Source organism: Mesorhizobium sp. M0500 (genome assembly GCF_040321165.1).
Taxonomy (GTDB): domain Bacteria; phylum Pseudomonadota; class Alphaproteobacteria; order Rhizobiales; family Rhizobiaceae; genus Mesorhizobium.
On record NZ_JAMYRB010000052.1, the window covers coordinates 1 to 16147 of the forward strand.

At 63.4% G+C, this 16147-nt stretch carries 16 protein-coding genes; 9 read left to right on the forward strand and 7 right to left on the reverse strand.

The window, feature by feature from the left end:
* Positions 1–559: pilus assembly protein TadG-related protein (locus NKI70_RS33035; RefSeq protein WP_352726297.1), on the reverse strand; the 559-nt coding region annotated here is incomplete at its 3' end.
* Positions 560–722: 163 nt separating this feature from the next.
* Between NKI70_RS33035 and NKI70_RS33040 the strand changes: the two genes are divergently transcribed.
* The 3 genes from NKI70_RS33040 (at position 723) to NKI70_RS33050 (ending at position 2772) form a co-directional block, all read left to right on the forward strand.
* On the forward strand, positions 723–2051 hold the full coding sequence (locus NKI70_RS33040) for an NAD(P)H-dependent oxidoreductase (RefSeq protein ID WP_023677426.1): 1329 nt from the start codon (positions 723–725) through the stop codon (positions 2049–2051).
* Positions 2052–2137: 86 nt separating this feature from the next.
* Positions 2138–2380 (forward strand): type II toxin-antitoxin system VapB family antitoxin, encoded by a 243-nt coding sequence (locus NKI70_RS33045; RefSeq protein ID WP_023677427.1) that lies wholly within the window; start codon positions 2138–2140, stop codon positions 2378–2380.
* Positions 2380–2772, forward strand: coding sequence for a type II toxin-antitoxin system VapC family toxin (locus tag NKI70_RS33050; RefSeq protein WP_023677428.1), 393 nt, complete (start codon positions 2380–2382; stop codon positions 2770–2772). Before NKI70_RS33045 ends, NKI70_RS33050 begins: the two co-directional genes overlap by 1 nt.
* Before the next feature lie 14 nt (positions 2773–2786).
* Here the strand turns inward: NKI70_RS33050 and proC are convergent, their stop codons facing one another.
* The gene (gene proC, locus NKI70_RS33055; protein ID WP_352726299.1) at positions 2787–3602 is read right to left on the reverse strand and encodes a pyrroline-5-carboxylate reductase; all 816 of its coding nucleotides are present in this window, start codon (positions 3600–3602) and stop codon (positions 2787–2789) included.
* 228 nt (positions 3603–3830) lie between these two features.
* On the opposite strand from proC, the gene NKI70_RS33060 reads away from it, so the two are divergent.
* The 5 genes from NKI70_RS33060 (at position 3831) to NKI70_RS33080 (ending at position 8472) form a co-directional block, all read left to right on the forward strand.
* Positions 3831–4568 (forward strand): hypothetical protein, encoded by a 738-nt coding sequence (locus tag NKI70_RS33060; RefSeq protein WP_156937359.1) that lies wholly within the window; start codon positions 3831–3833, stop codon positions 4566–4568.
* A 36-nt stretch (positions 4569–4604) separates the two neighbouring features.
* Complete coding sequence (locus NKI70_RS33065) at positions 4605–4790, forward strand: hypothetical protein (protein ID WP_352726301.1); 186 nt, start codon at positions 4605–4607, stop codon at positions 4788–4790.
* Positions 4778–5677, forward strand: a complete 900-nt coding sequence (gene folD, locus NKI70_RS33070; RefSeq protein WP_352726303.1) for a bifunctional methylenetetrahydrofolate dehydrogenase/methenyltetrahydrofolate cyclohydrolase FolD — start codon at positions 4778–4780, stop codon at positions 5675–5677. The genes NKI70_RS33065 and folD overlap by 13 nt, the downstream gene beginning before the upstream one ends.
* Positions 5678–5693: 16 nt before the next feature.
* Positions 5694–6692: a GlxA family transcriptional regulator gene (locus tag NKI70_RS33075; RefSeq protein ID WP_023677433.1), complete on the forward strand. Its 999-nt coding sequence runs from the start codon at positions 5694–5696 to the stop codon at positions 6690–6692.
* Positions 6693–6804: 112 nt separating this feature from the next.
* Complete coding sequence (locus NKI70_RS33080; protein ID WP_023677434.1) at positions 6805–8472, forward strand: vWA domain-containing protein; 1668 nt, start codon at positions 6805–6807, stop codon at positions 8470–8472.
* A 45-nt stretch (positions 8473–8517) separates the two neighbouring features.
* On the opposite strand, the gene edd is transcribed toward NKI70_RS33080, so the two are convergent.
* From edd to zwf, 3 genes are all read right to left on the reverse strand, one after another.
* A complete protein-coding gene (edd, locus tag NKI70_RS33085) occupies positions 8518–10341 on the reverse strand; it encodes a phosphogluconate dehydratase (protein ID WP_023677435.1) in 1824 nt (607 codons plus the stop codon).
* Positions 10342–10414: 73 nt separating this feature from the next.
* Positions 10415–11128, reverse strand: coding sequence for a 6-phosphogluconolactonase (gene pgl / locus NKI70_RS33090; protein WP_023677436.1), 714 nt, complete (start codon positions 11126–11128; stop codon positions 10415–10417).
* The gene (zwf, locus tag NKI70_RS33095) at positions 11110–12579 is read right to left on the reverse strand and encodes a glucose-6-phosphate dehydrogenase (protein WP_352726305.1); all 1470 of its coding nucleotides are present in this window, start codon (positions 12577–12579) and stop codon (positions 11110–11112) included. Before zwf ends, pgl begins: the two co-directional genes overlap by 19 nt.
* Before the next feature lie 272 nt (positions 12580–12851).
* Here zwf and NKI70_RS33100 point away from each other — a divergent pair, with 272 nt between their 5' ends.
* Positions 12852–13598: an SDR family oxidoreductase gene (locus NKI70_RS33100; RefSeq protein WP_352726307.1), complete on the forward strand. Its 747-nt coding sequence runs from the start codon at positions 12852–12854 to the stop codon at positions 13596–13598.
* Positions 13599–13661: 63 nt separating this feature from the next.
* On the opposite strand, the gene NKI70_RS33105 is transcribed toward NKI70_RS33100, so the two are convergent.
* Together NKI70_RS33105 and NKI70_RS33110 are read right to left on the reverse strand one after the other, a co-directional pair.
* Positions 13662–14462: an SH3 domain-containing protein gene (locus NKI70_RS33105; protein WP_352698083.1), complete on the reverse strand. Its 801-nt coding sequence runs from the start codon at positions 14460–14462 to the stop codon at positions 13662–13664.
* Positions 14463–14721: 259 nt separating this feature from the next.
* Entirely contained in the window at positions 14722–16008 is a 1287-nt protein-coding gene (locus NKI70_RS33110; RefSeq protein ID WP_352698081.1) for an NAD(P)/FAD-dependent oxidoreductase, read from the reverse strand.
* Positions 16009–16147: the final 139 nt, after the last annotated feature.

The following is a 16147-nucleotide window of genomic DNA, read 5'->3' on the forward strand; positions in this document are numbered from 1 at the left end:
TAAGAGCCACCGCCCTTGCTTGTGCGCCAACTGCGTTTTGCGTGAATATCGACGTAAAGAACCGATCGAGGTTCTGATGAACGACTACCTCAACCGCCTTTTTTCCGACATTTGGACCGGCTGACGGAGGCGAGAAGACCTCTATTGTACCTGCTGACGGTCCCCAGCCGTTCGTGGTCGCTGACGCTGTCGCTGCGGAGACAATCTTTGGCGTGTCGGATCCCGAAACCTTTTCCAAAGCGCCAGCATAGGCGGCCGCATCCGCCACCGCTTGTAGCTTCAGGCTGCTGTAATACCAATAGGAAGTCTCGATACCGAGGCCCGCACCGCCGACGACAATCGGCAAAGACAGAGCAAAAATAGTAGCAACGTTGCCGCTCTCGCCGATCGGTCGCATAGCGCGGAAAAAACACCTAAAAATGCGGGCACGCCAGTCCATTTCCCTATTAAAGCAGGATTGCATAAAAGAATGACTAAGAATTTCCGTACATTTCTTGGCTGCGATCCATCCAGGCTTAACGGCCCGTTCCGCCGCTTCAACGCGGGCCTTTGGCGCCACAGGACCCTCGTTAGTCCTTCGGCCGGGTGCATGTCTTCATAGGAACAATTCTGGTTTCCGGGGTCATGCGCAAGAAAAGACCGCCGCGGCCGGTTTCGATTGGCAATGGGTTGCCGTTCCCTGCTATTCCCGCTTCAAATCAAAAAGCAGTGGACGTTCCAGTATGACCAATGTCGCCTTGACCGGGCTTGCCCGCGATCTTGCCAAGCGCGCCGCGGAAGGCCGCCCGGTGCGCATCGGCGTTATCGGTTCGGGCGAGATGGGCACCGACCTGGTGACGCAAGGCATGCTGATGCCGGGCATTTCGGTTTGCGCGATCTCGACGCGCCGCCCGCATACGGCGCGTGAGGCCATCCGCATTGCTTATGGCGACCAGGCGATGGCAGCCGAAGCGGACAGCGCTTCGAAGGTCAGCCAGGCGATCGAAAGCGGCAAGATCGCCGTCACCTCGAACGAAATGCTGGTCACCAATCCGCTTATCGATGTCGTCATCGATGCCACCGGCAAGCCCGGGGTCGCCGCCGATTTCGACCTGATGGCGATGCAGCACGGCAAGCACCTGGTGATGATGAATGTCGAGGCCGACGTTACCATCGGCTGCTATCTAAAGCAGCAGGCCGACCGGCTCGGCGTCGTCTATTCGGTCGGCGCCGGCGACGAGCCGTCGAGCTGCATGGAGCTGATCGAGTTCGCCTCGGCGCTCGGCTACACCATCGTCTCCGCCGGCAAGGGCAAGAACAACCCTCTCAACCACGACGCCGTTCCCGACGACTACCGCGAGGAGGCGCTGCGCCGCAACATGAATCCGCGCATGCTGGTCGAGTTCGTCGACGGCTCGAAAACCATGGTCGAGATGTGCGCCATTGCCAACGCCACCGGGCTGGTGCCCGACGTTCCCGGCATGCACGGCCCCAAGGCCGATCGCGACGAGCTGGTCAAGGTGCTGATCCCGCGCGAGCAGGGCGGCATTCTGTCGAAGAAGGGCGTCGTCGACTACACCGTCGGCAAGGGCGTGGCGCCCGGTGTCTTCGTCATCGTCGAGGCGACGCATCCGCGCATCATCGAGCGCATGGACGATCTGCATATCGGCCACGGTCCCTATTACAGCTTCTTCAGGCCCTACCATCTGACCTCGCTGGAAGTGCCGCTGACGGCCGCTCGCATCGCGCTTTACGGCAAGCCCGACATGGTGCCGCTGCCGCGGCCGGTGGCCGAGGTCTGCGCCGTGGCCAAGCGCGATCTGGCGGCAGGCGAGGTTTTCGATGCGATCGGCGAGACCTGCTACCGCTCCTGGACCATGACCGTCGAAGAAGCCCGCGCCCATCGCGCCGTGCCGGTCGGTCTGCTCGAAGGCGGCAAGGTGCTGAAACCGGTGAGGAAAGGCGAATTGCTCACCGCCGACAATGCCGCGCCCGACCCGACGACCAGGCTATTCGCCTTGCGCCGGCTGCAGGACGAGATGCTGTATGGGCGTGACGCTGTCGACCGGTGAGCTGTCGCGGTGCCTTTGGCCGGGCCCACTGGCATTGTCATTACAACTCTCTATATTGTATTGACGATGAAGGCGGAGGCGATCACATGAATCTTCAGATCAGGGACCCGCGCGCACGCGAACTGGCGCGAGAGCTTGCTGCCAAACGCAAGATTTCGATGACCGAAGCGGTCATCGAAGCGCTTGAATCCGAGTTGAAGCGGGAGAGCGGACGCATTCCCCTGGCTGAGCGGCTTGCTGCCATTGCCAACGACTTCAAGGCCAAGGCAGGCCAAGGTGGTCGGGCTGTGACGAAGGATGAGATCGATGAGATGTGGGGCCATTCCTGATGTTCATCGACACCTCCGTGGTTGTCGCGATTCTTTCAGGCGAAGAGGATGCCCGCGAGTTGAGTAACCGCATTGAGGCAGCGCCCGCGAGGATAACTTCGGCGTTGGTGGTGCTTGAAGCGGCGATGCGGCTTTCGACGATGCTTGCCGTGCCGCCGGTTGTCGCCGGAGATGCGATAGAGGCGTTTCTTCGCGAAGCCGAAATCGAAATTGTGCCGATCGACGCCAGCGATGCCAAGCTCGCGATCCAGGCGTTTTCAGACTACGGAAAGGGGCGCGGACATCCCGCCCAGCTCAACTTAGCCGACTGCCTTTCTTATGCCTGCGCAAAAAGTCATGGCTCCGCACTGCTCTACAAGGGCAACGACTTTTCGCATACCGACCTCGCGTAATCCGCAACCGGCTGTTACTTCCCCAGCTCTATCGACCGCAGCCGCGCCGCTTCCACCGCCTCGGTGAGCAGGCGCGTCAGCCGGTCCTCGCCCATCAGTACTGCAAGGGCCGCAGCCGTGGTGCCGTTGGGGCTGGTCACCTGCTGTCTGAGCACGCCCGGCTCCTCGCCGCTTTCGGCGGCCAGCGAGGCGGCGCCGTAGACCGTCTGCATTGCCAAGAGCTTGGCAGTCCTGGTCGGCAGGCCGGCCTTCTCGGCTGCCACCGTCAGCGCTTCGATGAAATGGAAGATATAAGCCGGCCCCGACCCGGAGACTGCCGTCACCGCGTCCATCAGGCCCTCGTAATGGATATCGGCCACTTGCCCGCCCGCCGAAAGCAGGTCGGCCACAAAACGCTTGGTGTCCTCGGAAACCAGCCTGTTGGAAAACACCACCATCATGCCCTTGCCGATTGCCGCCGGCGTGTTGGGCATGCAGCGCACGATCGGCGCGCGGTCGCCGAGAATGCCTTCGAACGTGGCGACCGGCGTCCCGGCGGCGATGCTGAGGAAAGTGGTTCGGCCATCGTTGAAGCGGATGTAGCCAGCCGTGACGTCGCGGATCACCTGTGGCTTGACCGCAAGGACGACGAGGGCCGGCACGGCGTTGGCCGGTATGGCGCCAGCATCCGCGCCGGCAGCGCAGCCCAGTGCTTCGGCACGCTTGCGCAACTCGGCATTGGGCTCGACCACGAACACCACCGCCGGAGCCAGCTTGCCGGCTTTCAGCCAGCCCGAGAGCATGGCGTAGCCCATATTGCCGCAACCGGCGAGAACAAGCCTGACCGTCATCGAAAGCCTCCCATATTGAGATGGCTTCCCCATAGACGTTCGCGGCAGGGCGGGGAAGCCCTGTTGGGACCGTGATCAGGCGGAAACCCCGACCTTGCGGTTGGGATGCGTATGTAGTCGCGCAGCCGCGCGGCGACCAAATTAACCTTTTATTTCCTATGCCTGTTTAGCATCGCTTAACCAGTGGCGGTCGCTACGTCCCAGCCCGAGGGGAAGGCTCCAGAAACCATGGCTTATAGGAAAAATCGTGAACACTGGAGGAACGAGCAGTCCTTGCTGTCGCTCGTCGAGGCGGTGCGCGGCGAGGACGAAGCATCGCTGGTTTTGCTAGAGGACCGCGCAGGCCCGTCATGGCGCGAGGATGCCGCCACACGCCATCGTCTTGCCCGCTCGCGCCGCGAAGCGTGTGCCAGTCCGATCCTGTTGGCAGCCGCCGGCATAAGCCAGCCCGATCCTGATGAGCCAAAGGCCGGCACCATACTGATGGAAGAGGCTGCAGCTGCCGATGGGTTTTTCGACCCCGCTGGCTCCCTTGGCGGCCCCGATGCCGGTTCCGCCGATCACGCAGCATACCGGGCAGCGCCGCCTCCCGCTCAGCCGGTCGAGGTCGCGCGTACCAAACGTCCTGGTCCGATCGGTGCCGTGTTGTCGGCGCTGAGCCGGCTCATGCCTGGCAGAGCGCCGGAGGAGATGGCGTCCGGTGAGACTTCCGCCGCGACAAATTCCACCGCAGCGATGCCACCTGCGTTCCACCCGCAGCCGCTCTATGCCGGTCGGGCACCTTATCCGCAGCAACCCACGCCGCCGCATTCGGCCCATACTCAGGCCTGGTCGAGGAAGGCAAATCAGGCCTCGGAAGCCGCCGATCAGCAAAGCCAGATCGAGGAAATCCGCGCCAGCCTGCGCGAATTCCGCGAGGTCGTTCGCGAGCTCACCGAAAACCGCGCGCGCCGCCGCTATTTCTGAGCGTCGAATAAAACATGCCGGTTTCGAGTTAACGGCATGGGACGGCGCATTGACGGGATTGCCCGGCTCGATTTTCGTGAAAATGCCGCGCTGCATGTCCGCCCGCAGCGCATGGTTCTGGGCAACGGCCTGCATAAAAGATATCTGGAGCGCGCCGCATGGATGTTTTTAACGCGGCAGGCTTACGCGATAGGCGTCGAGGGTGGTTCATGGCTGAGTTGATTGACGGAAAAAGCGTCGCCGAAGACGTGGTGCGGCGGGTCAAGGCCCTGACCGCCGAACTGGCGAAAAAGGGCGGACGGCAGCCCGGTCTCGCCGTGGTCATCGTCGGCGAGGATCCGGCGAGCCAGGTCTATGTCGCCTCCAAATCCCGCACCGCCAAGGAATGCGGCTTCCATTCGGTTCAGCACACGCTGCCGGCCGAAACCTCCGAGCCGGACCTGTTGAAGATCATCGGCCAGCTCAACGCCGATCCGGCCATCAACGGCATCCTCGTGCAGCTTCCGCTTCCCGGCCATATCGATTCCGGCAAGATCATCCAGACCATCGCGCCGGAGAAGGATGTCGACGGCTTCCACTTCATCAATGTCGGCAAGCTCGGCACCGGCGAACTCGAGACCGCCTTCGTGCCTTGCACGCCGGCCGGCTCGATGCTGCTGATCGAACGCGTGCGCGGCAAGGACCTGTCCGGTCTCAATGCGGTCGTCGTCGGGCGTTCGAACATCGTCGGCAAACCGATGGCCAATCTTCTGCTTGCCGCCAACTGCACCGTCACCATCGCACACAGCCGGACCAGGGACCTGCCGGCGCTTGCCCGCACCGCCGATATTCTGGTCGCCGCCGTCGGCCGGTCTGAAATGGTCCGCGGCGACTGGGTCAAGCCTGGCGCCACTGTCATCGATGTCGGCATCAACCGCGTCGCCGCACCTGAAAAGGGCGAAGGCAAGACGCGCCTCGTCGGCGACGTCGCCTTTGCCGAAGCAGCGAAGGCGGCCGGCGCCATCACGCCGGTGCCTGGCGGCGTCGGACCGATGACCATTGCCATGCTGATGGCCAACACGCTAGCTTCCGCCTATCTCGCAGCCGGATTGAAACGGCCTTCCTTCTGACCAGAAAGCAGCGTCCTTGCCGAACCTCACTGTTCCCTTAGAACGGCCGGTCACCAATGATCCCGTTCAGGGCGGGCGGCAGTTCGGGTTTCTGTTGGTCGACAAGTTCTCCATGTTCTCGCTGGCCGCGGCAATCGACACGTTCCGGTCGGCGAACCGGCTGCTCGGCCGCGATTTCTATGGCTGGACTACGGTGTCGGCCGACGGCGACGCCGTCATGGCGTCCAACGGCCTGCCGCTCAAGATCGACTACGCGGTTGCCGATCTGCCGCCGGTCGATATCCTGTTCGTCTCGGTCGGGCTGACGACGGAATTTCCCGGCAAGAGCAAGGTGCTGGCAGCGCTGCGCAGTTGGGGCCGGCGCGGCAATGCGCTCGGCGCGCTTTCGGTCGGTTCCTATTTGCTTGCCGAAGCAGGCCAGCTCGATGGCTATCGCTGCACCATCCATTGGGAAAACCGCGCCGGCTTCCTCGAACGCTTTCCGGACATCAACTGCACCGGCAACGTCTTCGAGATCGACCGCAAGCGCTACACCTGCGCCGGCGGCACCACATCGATCGACCTGATGCTGGAGATCGTGCGCGGTGATTTCGGCTCGAGCCTCGCCAATGGCGTCGCCAACCAGTTCCAGCATGAGCGCATCCGCTCGGCCGGGGACCGCCAGCGCGTCGGCCCGGAACGCGACCTGACCGGCAAGTCGGAGAAGCTGCGCCGCATCGTCGAGCTGATGGCCGACCATCTCGACGAGCCGCTGTCGGCGGTGCAGCTCGCCAAGTCGGCGGGCCTGTCGGTGCGCCAGGTCGAGCGCCTGTTCCTGCGCCATCTCAGTGTGACGCCCGGGCGCTATTATATGCGGCTCAGGCTCGAGCGGGCGCGCGAATTGCTGCGCCAGACCAACATGCCGATCCTCGACGTGGCAATCGCCACCGGCTTCACCTCGCATTCCTATTTTGCCCAGAGCTACCGGCTGCAATTCGGCCGGCCGCCTTCCGAGGAACGCCGCACGGCCTATTGAGGGTTTGGCAGAGAGGCGACGCAGCTTCGTACTCCGTCCGGGCTTGTGTCGCGACCCGGCGTCAAATAGCTTTCCGGCGCCGAGCGGCGGCGACTGACGGGGGAGATTTTTGATGGCGGGATTTGTGCAGAGCGTCGCTGCGGCGGCCCTGTTGCTGCGGACGACGGGGTTCGGCTTCGCCGCCGATCGCGTCATCGTCATTCTCGATGCCTCCGGCTCGATGTGGGCGCAGATCGACGGCAAGCCCAAGCTCGAAATCGCCCGTCAATCACTGCGGAACGTGCTGCAATCGGTCCCGGCCGAGGAGGAAATAGGCTTCATGGCCTATGGCCATCGCGAGAAGGCCAGTTGCGACGACATCGAACTCATCGTGCCACCGCAGGCAGGCTCGGCAAGTGCGATCTCAGCCGCGGCCGACAGCTTGAAATTTCAGGGCAAGACGCCGCTGACCGCTGCGGTCAAGCAAGCGGCGGAAGCATTGAAATACACCGAGGACAAGGCGACGGTCGTTCTCATCACCGATGGCATCGAGACATGTAGCGGCGATCCCTGTGCGCTCGGCAAGGAACTGGAGGCTGCTGGCGTCGACTTCACCGTCAATGTCGTCGGCTTCGGCCTGACGGCGGCCGAGGGCAAGCAGGTCGGTTGCCTCGCCGACAATACCGGCGGCAAATATATCGAAGCGTCGGATGAAAACGCATTGCAGGACGCCCTCGTCGAGACCGTTGCGCCTCCGCCACCCGCCCCTGAACCGATTCCCGCCCCGCAGCCTGCTCCCCAGCCGGCGCCCGCCCAGCCGGCGGAGTCCAATTTCGTGCCCACCGTCGTGCTTGCCGAGGGTGGCGATCCCGTCACCGACGGCAACGCCTGGGAGATCTACAAGGCGAATTCCGACGGCACGCGCGGCGATCCCGTCACCACCGAATATGGCACCTACAAGGGCAATCTGGAGCCGGGCGACTATATCGTCGTCGCGCGTGCCGGCGAGGCCAGGGCCGAACAGAAGATCAAGATAGAGCCTGGCCAGGTCGCCAAACCGCACTTCAACCTGAATGCCGGCACGCTGGTCATCCACCCGCGGCCAAGCGAAGGAGCGGACGTTGATGACGGCGCGGCTGTCGTAATCGGCTATCCCGGCGTCGACACCCCGCCGACCTATTACGGTGACACGAAAGTCGTGCTGCCGGCCGGTGACCAGAAGGTGACGGTCACGATCGGCCAGGGCATGGTTATCGAGACGATCCCGCTTGCCGCCGGCAGGGTCATCGACAAGGACATCATCGTCGGCGTCGGGAGTATCGTCGCCAACGCCTATTATGCTGCCGGCGGCGACAAGGCCGAGGGTTCGGGCGTCGGCTTCAAAGTGCTCCAGGCGAAAAAGAACGTCGACGGAACCAGGCAGGAGGTGACTTATGCCTACGGTCCGGACAGCAAGTTCGATCTGCCGCCCGACGATTATGTAATGGTCGCGACGGTCGACCTTGCGGTGGCCGAGCAGCCGTTCAGCGTCAAGGTTGGCGACCATCAGGATCTGAAGATCGCGATGAACGCCGGCATGCTGACGATAACCGCGCCAGGGGCCTCGAAGATCGAGATATTCGAGGCCAGGAAGGCCATCGACGGAACCCGCAAGTCGGTCGGCTACGCCTACGACCAGAAGTATCAAGCCACCCTGTCGGCCGGCGACTACGCGGTGGTTTCGGAGAAATCGGACAACAGCTCGAGGGAAGGCACGGTAACGGTCAGGGCCGGCGCGCGAGCCGAGCTGACCGTTCAGTAGATCTAAGGGAGAGCGGCCACCAGCCGCTCTTCCATGGTCGAAAAGTCATGCCGTACCGAAGGCGCTGGCGCCATGGTCGGCGCGTCCCACCAACTGCCGGAACCCGGCGAAAAGCTCGCGGCCGAAGCCGAATTCATTGCCTATGAGGTCGCTGTCCGCGGGGCGGCGCAGTGCGAAATCGCCGGCTGGCACCAGTACCTCCAGCGTCCCGGCCTCGGCGTCGAGCCTGATGATATCGCCGTCATGGATCCTGGCGATAGGCCCGTCCTCCGCCGCTTCCGGCGTCACGTGGATCGCCGCTGGCACCTTGCCTGAAGCGCCCGACATGCGGCCGTCGGTGACCAACGCCACATGCTGGCCGCGGTCCTGCAGGATGCCGAGCACGGTGGTCAGCCTGTGCAATTCCGGCATGCCGTTGGCCTTCGGTCCCTGGAACCGAATGACGGCGATGAAGTCGCCGGTCAGCGACCCCGCCTTGAACGCCTCGTTCAGGCCTTGCTGGCTGTCGAACACCTTGGCCGGCGCCTCGATGACGCGCCGCTCCGGCTTGACCGCCGATGTCTTGATGACGGCGTGGCCGAGATTGCCCGAAAGCACTTTCAGACCGCCGCTCGGCTGGAACGCCTTCTTGAACGGCGCCAGCACCTTCTCGTCCCCGCTCTCGCGCGGCGAAGCCTCGCGCACGACGCCGCCGTCCGCACCGAGCTTGGCCTCGACCGCGTAGGGGCGCAGCCCTTCGCCCCACACCGTCTGCACATCCTCGTGCAGGATGCCTGCGTCGAGCAGTTCGCGGATCAGGAAGCCGAGCCCGCCGGCGGCGTGGAAGTGGTTCACATCGGCAAGGCCGTTCGGATAGACTCGCGCCAGCAGCGGCACGGCTTCCGAGATGTCGGAAATATCCTGCCAGGTAGTGGCGATGCCGGCCGCCGCTGCCATGGCGATCAGGTGGATGGTGTGGTTGGTCGAACCGCCGGTGGCGTGCAGGCCGACGATGCCGTTGACGATCGAGCGCTCGTCGATCATCCGTCCGACCGGCGTGTAGGCGTTGCCGAGCGCGGTGATCGCCAGCGCCCGCTTCGTCGCTTCCCTGGTCAGCGCGTCGCGCAGCGGCGTGCCGGGATTGACGAAGGAAGCGCCAGGCGTGTGCAGGCCCATGATCTCCATCAGCATCTGGTTGGAATTGGCGGTACCGTAGAAAGTGCAGGTTCCCGGCCCGTGATAGGATTTTGATTCGGCTTCGAGCAGTTCGGCCCGCCCGGCCTTGCCCTCGGCATAGAGCTGGCGGATCTTGGCCTTTTCGTCGTTCGGAATGCCGGTCGTCATGGGCCCGGCCGGGATGAAGACCGCCGGCAGATGGCCGAAGGTCAGCGCCGCGATCACCAGCCCGGGCACGATTTTGTCGCAGACGCCGAGATAGACGGCGGCATCGAACATGTTGTGCGACAGGCCGATTGCCGCGGCCATGGCGATCACGTCGCGCGAGAACAGCGACAGCTCCATTCCGGGCTGGCCCTGGGTGACGCCGTCACACATCGCCGGCACGCCGCCGGCCACCTGGGCGATGCCGCCGGCCTCGCGCGCCGCATCCTTGATCAGCGCCGGAAACGTCTCGAAAGGCTGATGTGCCGACAGCATATCGTTATAGGAGGTGATAATGCCGAGATTCGGCACCCGGTCCCCGCCAAGCGCTACCTTTTCGGAAGGGCTGCAGACGGCAAAGCCATGGGCCAGGTTGCCGCAGGACAGCACGGCCCGGTTGGCGGTGCGGTTCGAGGCTTCGGCGATGCGGCCGAGATAGGCCTCGCGACCGGGCTTGGAGCGCTCACGGATGCGCTGGGTGATGGCTTCGATATCGCGTCTTGCGGTCATGGCGGTCGGTCCTTTCAGGCGAGGTCCCGCAAACACCTTCCGGCTATTGCCGGGACCTGCAGCCAAGTTGAGATCAGGGTGCCCAGAAAACCTCTACGGGCTTTTGAGTGGCATCGAGCACGGCGCGAATGGGCTTTCGTGCTCCAGTTCCAAGCGCGGCCTCGAATGCGGTGCGTTTTTCCGCGCCCTCGATATGCAGCGCGATGAAGGCGGCATTGATGATCCGCGCCAGTGATAGCGTCAGCCGTGGCTCGCCGGCGCTTGCCGCGTGAACCGGAAGCACGATCTTTTGCGACGACGGATCGAGCAATCTTGCCAGGTTGTCGGCATCCGGAAAGAACGAGGCGGTGTGGCCATCAGTTCCCATGCCGAGCACAACAACGTCGAGTGGCCAGGGCAGCACTTGCAGCGCCTCACTGTCGGAGACCGCTGCACCCTCGATCGTTGCCGCGGCGTGGTAGAGCGGCACGAAATTCGCGGCGGCGGCCGCGTTCTGCAGCAGGTTGGCGGCAACCAGGCCGGCATTGGAGCGCGGCGATGAGGGCGGCACGAAGCGCTCGTCGACCAATGTTATCGTCACCTTTTCCCAGGCGATCGGAACGGTCGAAAGCGCCGCGAAGAATTTCGCCGGCGTCGTGCCGCCCGAGACCGCAAGCAGCGCCATGCCGCGCTCGGCGATCGCCTTTGAGAGACGGCCGGCGACGTGGCCGGCAAGCGCTGTCGCCAACTCCTGGCGTCCGGCAAATTCGTGCCAGTTGTAGGCGCCGCCTAATTGCTCTCGTGCCATGTCCGCCCGTCGCGTTCGATCAGCGCAATCGAGGCCGAGGGGCCCCATGTGCCGGCGGTGTAGCCTTGCGCCTCTTGCCTGCCGCTTTCCCAGGCGTCCTGGATCGGGTCGATCCATTTCCACGCCGCCTCGACCTCGTCGCGGCGCATGAACAGCGTCTGGTTGCCACGGATGACGTCCATGATCAGCCGCTCATAGGCATCGGGGGCGCGGCCGTCGAAGGATTGCGCAAAACTCATGTCGAGCGGAATCTGGCGCAGCCGCATGCCGCCCGGCCCCGGATCCTTGATCATGATGAACTGCTTGACGCCCTCGTCGGGCTGCAGCCTGATGACCAGCTGGTTGGCGGAGATCGGCCCGGCGCTCTCGCCGAAGATCGAATGCGGGATCGGCTTGAATTCGATGACGATCTCCGAAACGCGCGTCGCCAGCCGCTTGCCGGTCCGGAGATAGAACGGCACGCCCGCCCAGCGCCAGTTGCCGATCTCGGCTTTGAGCGCAACGAAAGTCTCGGTGTTGCTGTACTTGCCGAGCTCCTCGACATAGCCTTTCACCGGCCCGCCGGCCGAGGCGCCGGCACGGTATTGTCCGCGCACCGTGTGCTTCGGCGCTTCGTTGCCGTTGATGCGCTTCAGCGCCCGCAGCACCTTCAGCTTTTCGTCACGGACGGCATCGGCGTCCATCGACGACGGCGCCTCCATGGCGACGAGGCAGAGCAGTTGCAGCATGTGGTTCTGCACCATGTCGCGCAATGCGCCGGCCTTGTCGTAATAAGTGACGCGGTCTTCCAGGCCGACTGTCTCGGCCACGGTGATCTGCACATGATCGACATTGGCGGAATTCCAAAGCGGCTCGTAGAGCGCGTTGGCAAAGCGCAGCGCCATCAAATTCTGGACCGTCTCCTTGCCGAGATAGTGATCGATGCGGAAAATCTGGCTTTCATGGAAGTCGTCGCCGACCAGGTCGTTGAGCGCGCGCGCCGAAGCTAGATCGCGGCCGATCGGCTTTTCCAGCACGATGCGCGAATTCGGCGTGATCAGCCCGTGCTCCTTCAGCTTGTGCGAGATGTCGCCGAACAGTGCCGGCGCCACCGCCAGATAGAAAGCGCGGATGTGTTCGCTGTCGCCGATCGCCTTCTTCAGCCTGTCGAAGCCGGCACCTGTGGTTGCATCTGCCGGGACATAGGAAAGCCGTGCGAGGAACGTCTTCAGTTCCGTGGCGTCGATATCCTCCGGTTTCACATGATCGGCAATCGCCTGCCTGGCGAACGACTGGAATTCCTCGTCGGTCATCTTCGAACGTGATGTGCCGATGATGCGCGTCGGCTCGGAAAACTGGTGGTCGCGCTGCCGGTGGTACAGCGACGGCAGAAGCTTACGTTCCGACAGGTCGCCGGTGCCGCCGAAAATGATGAAGTCGAAAGGGTCGACGGGAATGATCTGGCTGGTCATGGTCTGTCCGCTGTGACGCCGGTCGCGATAACGCGGCTGATATAATCTAATCGATTTAAACTTGCCAGTGCCATTGCGTCACATCCGCGTGTGCTCTTGACACCGGCGCTGGCCGGAGGCTTGTCGGCAAGCGATGCTTCCGGAGCCTTCGCAGTTGCAGCATAGAGCCGGATGGCAGCGAAAGCCAAAGGAGAAATCGTCGATGGACGCACATCTTTCGATGGCCTGGCCAAACGCGTCGTCGATCGTCTTCAACGATGAGTGAGAAAAGCATGCGCCTCAAGAACAAGGTCGCCATCATCACCGGCGCTGCCTCGGGTTTTGGCGAGGGCATGGCCAGACGCTTTGCCGAGGAGGGCGCGCGCGTAGTCGTCGCCGATCTGAACGCCAAGGGCGCAGAGCGCGTTGCCGGCGAGATCGGCGAAAAGGCGATCTGGACCCAGACCGACGTCTCGCTGCGGTCCGAATTCGACGACATGGTCCATGCTGCAATGCGCGCCTTCGGCCGCATCGACATCATGGTCAACAACGCCGGTTATACCCATCGCAACGGTGACATGCTGGAAGTCGACGAGGCGACCTTCGACCTGATCACGTCAGTCAACATGAAGGCGATCTACCACGCAGCGCTTGCCGTGGTACCGGTGATGGAGCGGCAAGGCGGTGGCGTCATCCTGACGACGGCCTCCACGGCCGGTATCAGACCGCGGCCCGGCCTCACCTGGTACAATGCATCGAAGGGCTGGGCGATCACCGCGACCAAATCGATGGCGGTGGAACTCGCGCCGAAGAACATCCGCGTCAACTGCCTCTGCCCAGTTGCCGGCGAGACCGGCATGCTCGCGAAATTCATGGGCGCCGACACACCCGAGATCCGCGAGAAGTTCCGCGCGTCGATCCCGCTCGGCCGGCTTTCGACGCCGCTCGACATAGCCAATGCCGCGCTTTGGCTCGCTTCGGACGAGGCGGCTTTCATCACCGGCGTGGCGCTGGAAGTCGACGGCGGGCGTTGTATTTGAACGGTCCGGTTATCCGGCGGAGGACCGGCTGATGGCGAGCGACCCGCAATCGCTCTGCCGGCCCTACGCCCCGGTTTTGACGTAGCTCTTGTAGATCCAGCCGCGCTTGCCGTTGTAGACGATCTGGCACCATTGCTTGCAGCTCATCACTTGCACCGATGTCTTGGCCGGCACGGTGAGAATGGCGGCCGCATTCTTTTTTGGGCCGGTGCGCATGGTGACGGATCTCAGGATGCGTCCGGTACCGGCAGTATTGGCTCTTCCGGATTTTGCCTTGGTGCTGTTGTCGTCTTCGCTCGCGGTCTGCGTCGGCAGTTGCGGCTTGGGCGTGGGGATGGCGGCGGTCTGCGCGCCATCGGGCCCGCTGTTTTTCGTTGAGCTGCCGGGAGCCGCGACCTTGGCAAACAATGCCGCAGCGTCGGGTTTTGCTGCCGGGTCGGCGAATGCCACCGAAGCAGACGATTTATCGGTCGCCTGCTCGGTCTGGCTTGCCATCTGGTCGGATGCTGCCGTGGCGGCGGCCGATGCCGTTTTTGGCCCCGTCCAGCGCGGATCGTTGGGAGCCAGCGCTGGTATCTCGGCTTCCGCTGCGGCCACCGCTGGGGAAACCGCATCTGCCTTGCCCGTCGTCCGCGGCGCCGCAGCAAGCTTGGCAGGCATGATCTTCGTCGTCTTGACCGGGATGGTCGGAACGATCTGCTCAGGACTTGCGGCCGCTTGTCGCTCATTTGCCGGCAATGCCAGCCACAGTGCCACCGCGGCAACGCCGAGCAGTGCGGCCGTGCCAAGCGCGGCTATCACCAGATGCGCGTTCGACCGGACCCCGTGCCAGAACGTCGGCCGCATATCGTAACCGAATTGCATCGCAAGGCGCCGTCGTTCCGGCGCGCCGAAACTGAAGGGCTCTCTCACACTTGCCACCTCCATTTGCGGGCCGATGTTCTTACGACCCATGCCGGAGAGCCGGCATTTCGATCGGCATCGGTCCCAAACCAAAAGCGGGCAGGCCCGCAAAAATTCCCCGTTCAGCTGCCCACGAGCATCATCTTTCGCCCGCGATTGTGGCATCACTGCGCCCTTGGCCGGAATTCTGCGCCCTGGTTAAGGATTCTGCAACGTCTGGTTAAATCCTGTCCCGCAACGCGTACCAGTTGAGCGCAAGAAAGAGCAGTGGCGCGCGCAAACGCCGGCCGCCGGGGAAGGGTGGAATTTTCAGGTCCTCGATCAGCTTCAGCCGGTCGCGGTTGCCGGCGACCGTCTCGGCATAAAGCTTGCCGAAAAAGTTCGACAGCATGACGCCGTGGCCGGAATAACCGCCGATCGAGGTCACATTGGGCATCACTTCGCGCACGAACGGCTTTCTCGGCACGGTGATGCCGACATAGCCGCCCCAGCCATGCGTGATCTCGACGTCCTTCAGTGCCGGATAGATTTCGGCGATCTGCCGGCGGATGTGGATGTGGATGTCCTTGGGATCGTTGACCGCATAGATCTCGCGCCCGCCAAACAGCAGCCGCCCGTCCTTCGATTTGCGGAAATAGCGCACGACGAAGCGCGAATCGTCGACCGCCTCGCCACCCGGCAACACTTTGGAATCGGCTCCCAGCGGCACCGTTGCGCCGATGAAGGAGCCGATCGGCATGATATGCGCGGCACTCACCGGTTCGAGCGTGCCGCCATAGGCATTGACCCCGATCAGGCATTTAGCGGCGGCGATCGTGCCCTTCGGCGTCACAACCCTCACCTTGCCGCCGCTGGAGGTGATGCCGGTCGACGGCGTCTGCTCGAATAGCTTTGCGCCGGCCTCTGCCGCCACCTTTGCGGTGCCGATGACCAGTTTCAGCGGATGGATGTGGCCGGTGCCGGTGTCGCGGGTGCCGCCGAAATAATGCGTCGAGCCGAGCCGCTCGGCTGTCTCCGCGGCATCCATGAATGAGATGTGCGGATAGCCGAATCGGCTCGCCATGATCTCGGCATGCGCCTTGTAGTCGTCGACATAGCGCTTCTTGTGCGCCACCGACATCTGGCCGGGCATATAGTCGATCTCGATCTGGTGCATCGCGGCAAAGTCGAGCAGATGCGCCTTGGCCTCTTCGGCCAGGTCGAACAGCGCCTTGGCGCGGGAAAAGCCGTATTCCGCTTCCAGTTCCTCTGCCCAGGCCCGTTGTCCGGTGCCGAGCTGGCCACCATTGCGGCCCGATGCGCCGTCACCGAAACGATGCGTTTCGATAAGCACGACATCCGCGCCTGTCTTGGCGAGATGAGCCGCCGCCGACAGACCGGTAAAGCCGCCGCCGACAATCACGACATCGCATGTCCGGTCGCCGTCGAGCGTCGGATATTCGGGCCTTGGCCCGGCCGTGTCTTCGTACCAGGAGCGGCCGGGGGAGATTGGGGATTGGTAAGTCATGATGCTCGGCTAGGGGAGTAGGGGAGTAGGGGAGTAGGGGAGTAGGGGAGTAGGGGAGTAGGGGAGTTGGAGAGTAGGGAGTAGGTGAGGATGGGGGGTATTCGGGTGACAGTTAGCGGAACAGGAGGCGAAGAAGCTT

What these genes read in the sequence shown, in the direction of transcription:
- NKI70_RS33040 (WP_023677426.1), top strand. Translation starts at nt 723, where the DNA reads ATGACCAATGTCGCCTTGACCGGGCTTGCCCGCGATCTTGCCAAGCGC.
- NKI70_RS33045 (WP_023677427.1), top strand. Translation starts at nt 2,138, where the DNA reads ATGAATCTTCAGATCAGGGACCCGCGCGCACGCGAACTGGCGCGAGAG.
- NKI70_RS33050 (WP_023677428.1), top strand. Translation starts at nt 2,380, where the DNA reads ATGTTCATCGACACCTCCGTGGTTGTCGCGATTCTTTCAGGCGAAGAG.
- proC (WP_352726299.1), bottom strand. Translation starts at nt 3,602, where the DNA reads ATGACGGTCAGGCTTGTTCTCGCCGGTTGCGGCAATATGGGCTACGCC.
- NKI70_RS33060 (WP_156937359.1), top strand. Translation starts at nt 3,831, where the DNA reads ATGGCTTATAGGAAAAATCGTGAACACTGGAGGAACGAGCAGTCCTTG.
- NKI70_RS33065 (WP_352726301.1), top strand. Translation starts at nt 4,605, where the DNA reads ATGGGACGGCGCATTGACGGGATTGCCCGGCTCGATTTTCGTGAAAAT.
- folD (WP_352726303.1), top strand. Translation starts at nt 4,778, where the DNA reads ATGGCTGAGTTGATTGACGGAAAAAGCGTCGCCGAAGACGTGGTGCGG.
- NKI70_RS33080 (WP_023677434.1), top strand. Translation starts at nt 6,805, where the DNA reads ATGGCGGGATTTGTGCAGAGCGTCGCTGCGGCGGCCCTGTTGCTGCGG.
- edd (WP_023677435.1), bottom strand. Translation starts at nt 10,341, where the DNA reads ATGACCGCAAGACGCGATATCGAAGCCATCACCCAGCGCATCCGTGAG.
- pgl (WP_023677436.1), bottom strand. Translation starts at nt 11,128, where the DNA reads ATGGCACGAGAGCAATTAGGCGGCGCCTACAACTGGCACGAATTTGCC.
- zwf (WP_352726305.1), bottom strand. Translation starts at nt 12,579, where the DNA reads ATGACCAGCCAGATCATTCCCGTCGACCCTTTCGACTTCATCATTTTC.
- NKI70_RS33100 (WP_352726307.1), top strand. Translation starts at nt 12,852, where the DNA reads ATGCGCCTCAAGAACAAGGTCGCCATCATCACCGGCGCTGCCTCGGGT.
- NKI70_RS33105 (WP_352698083.1), bottom strand. Translation starts at nt 14,462, where the DNA reads ATGCAATTCGGTTACGATATGCGGCCGACGTTCTGGCACGGGGTCCGG.
- NKI70_RS33110 (WP_352698081.1), bottom strand. Translation starts at nt 16,008, where the DNA reads ATGACTTACCAATCCCCAATCTCCCCCGGCCGCTCCTGGTACGAAGAC.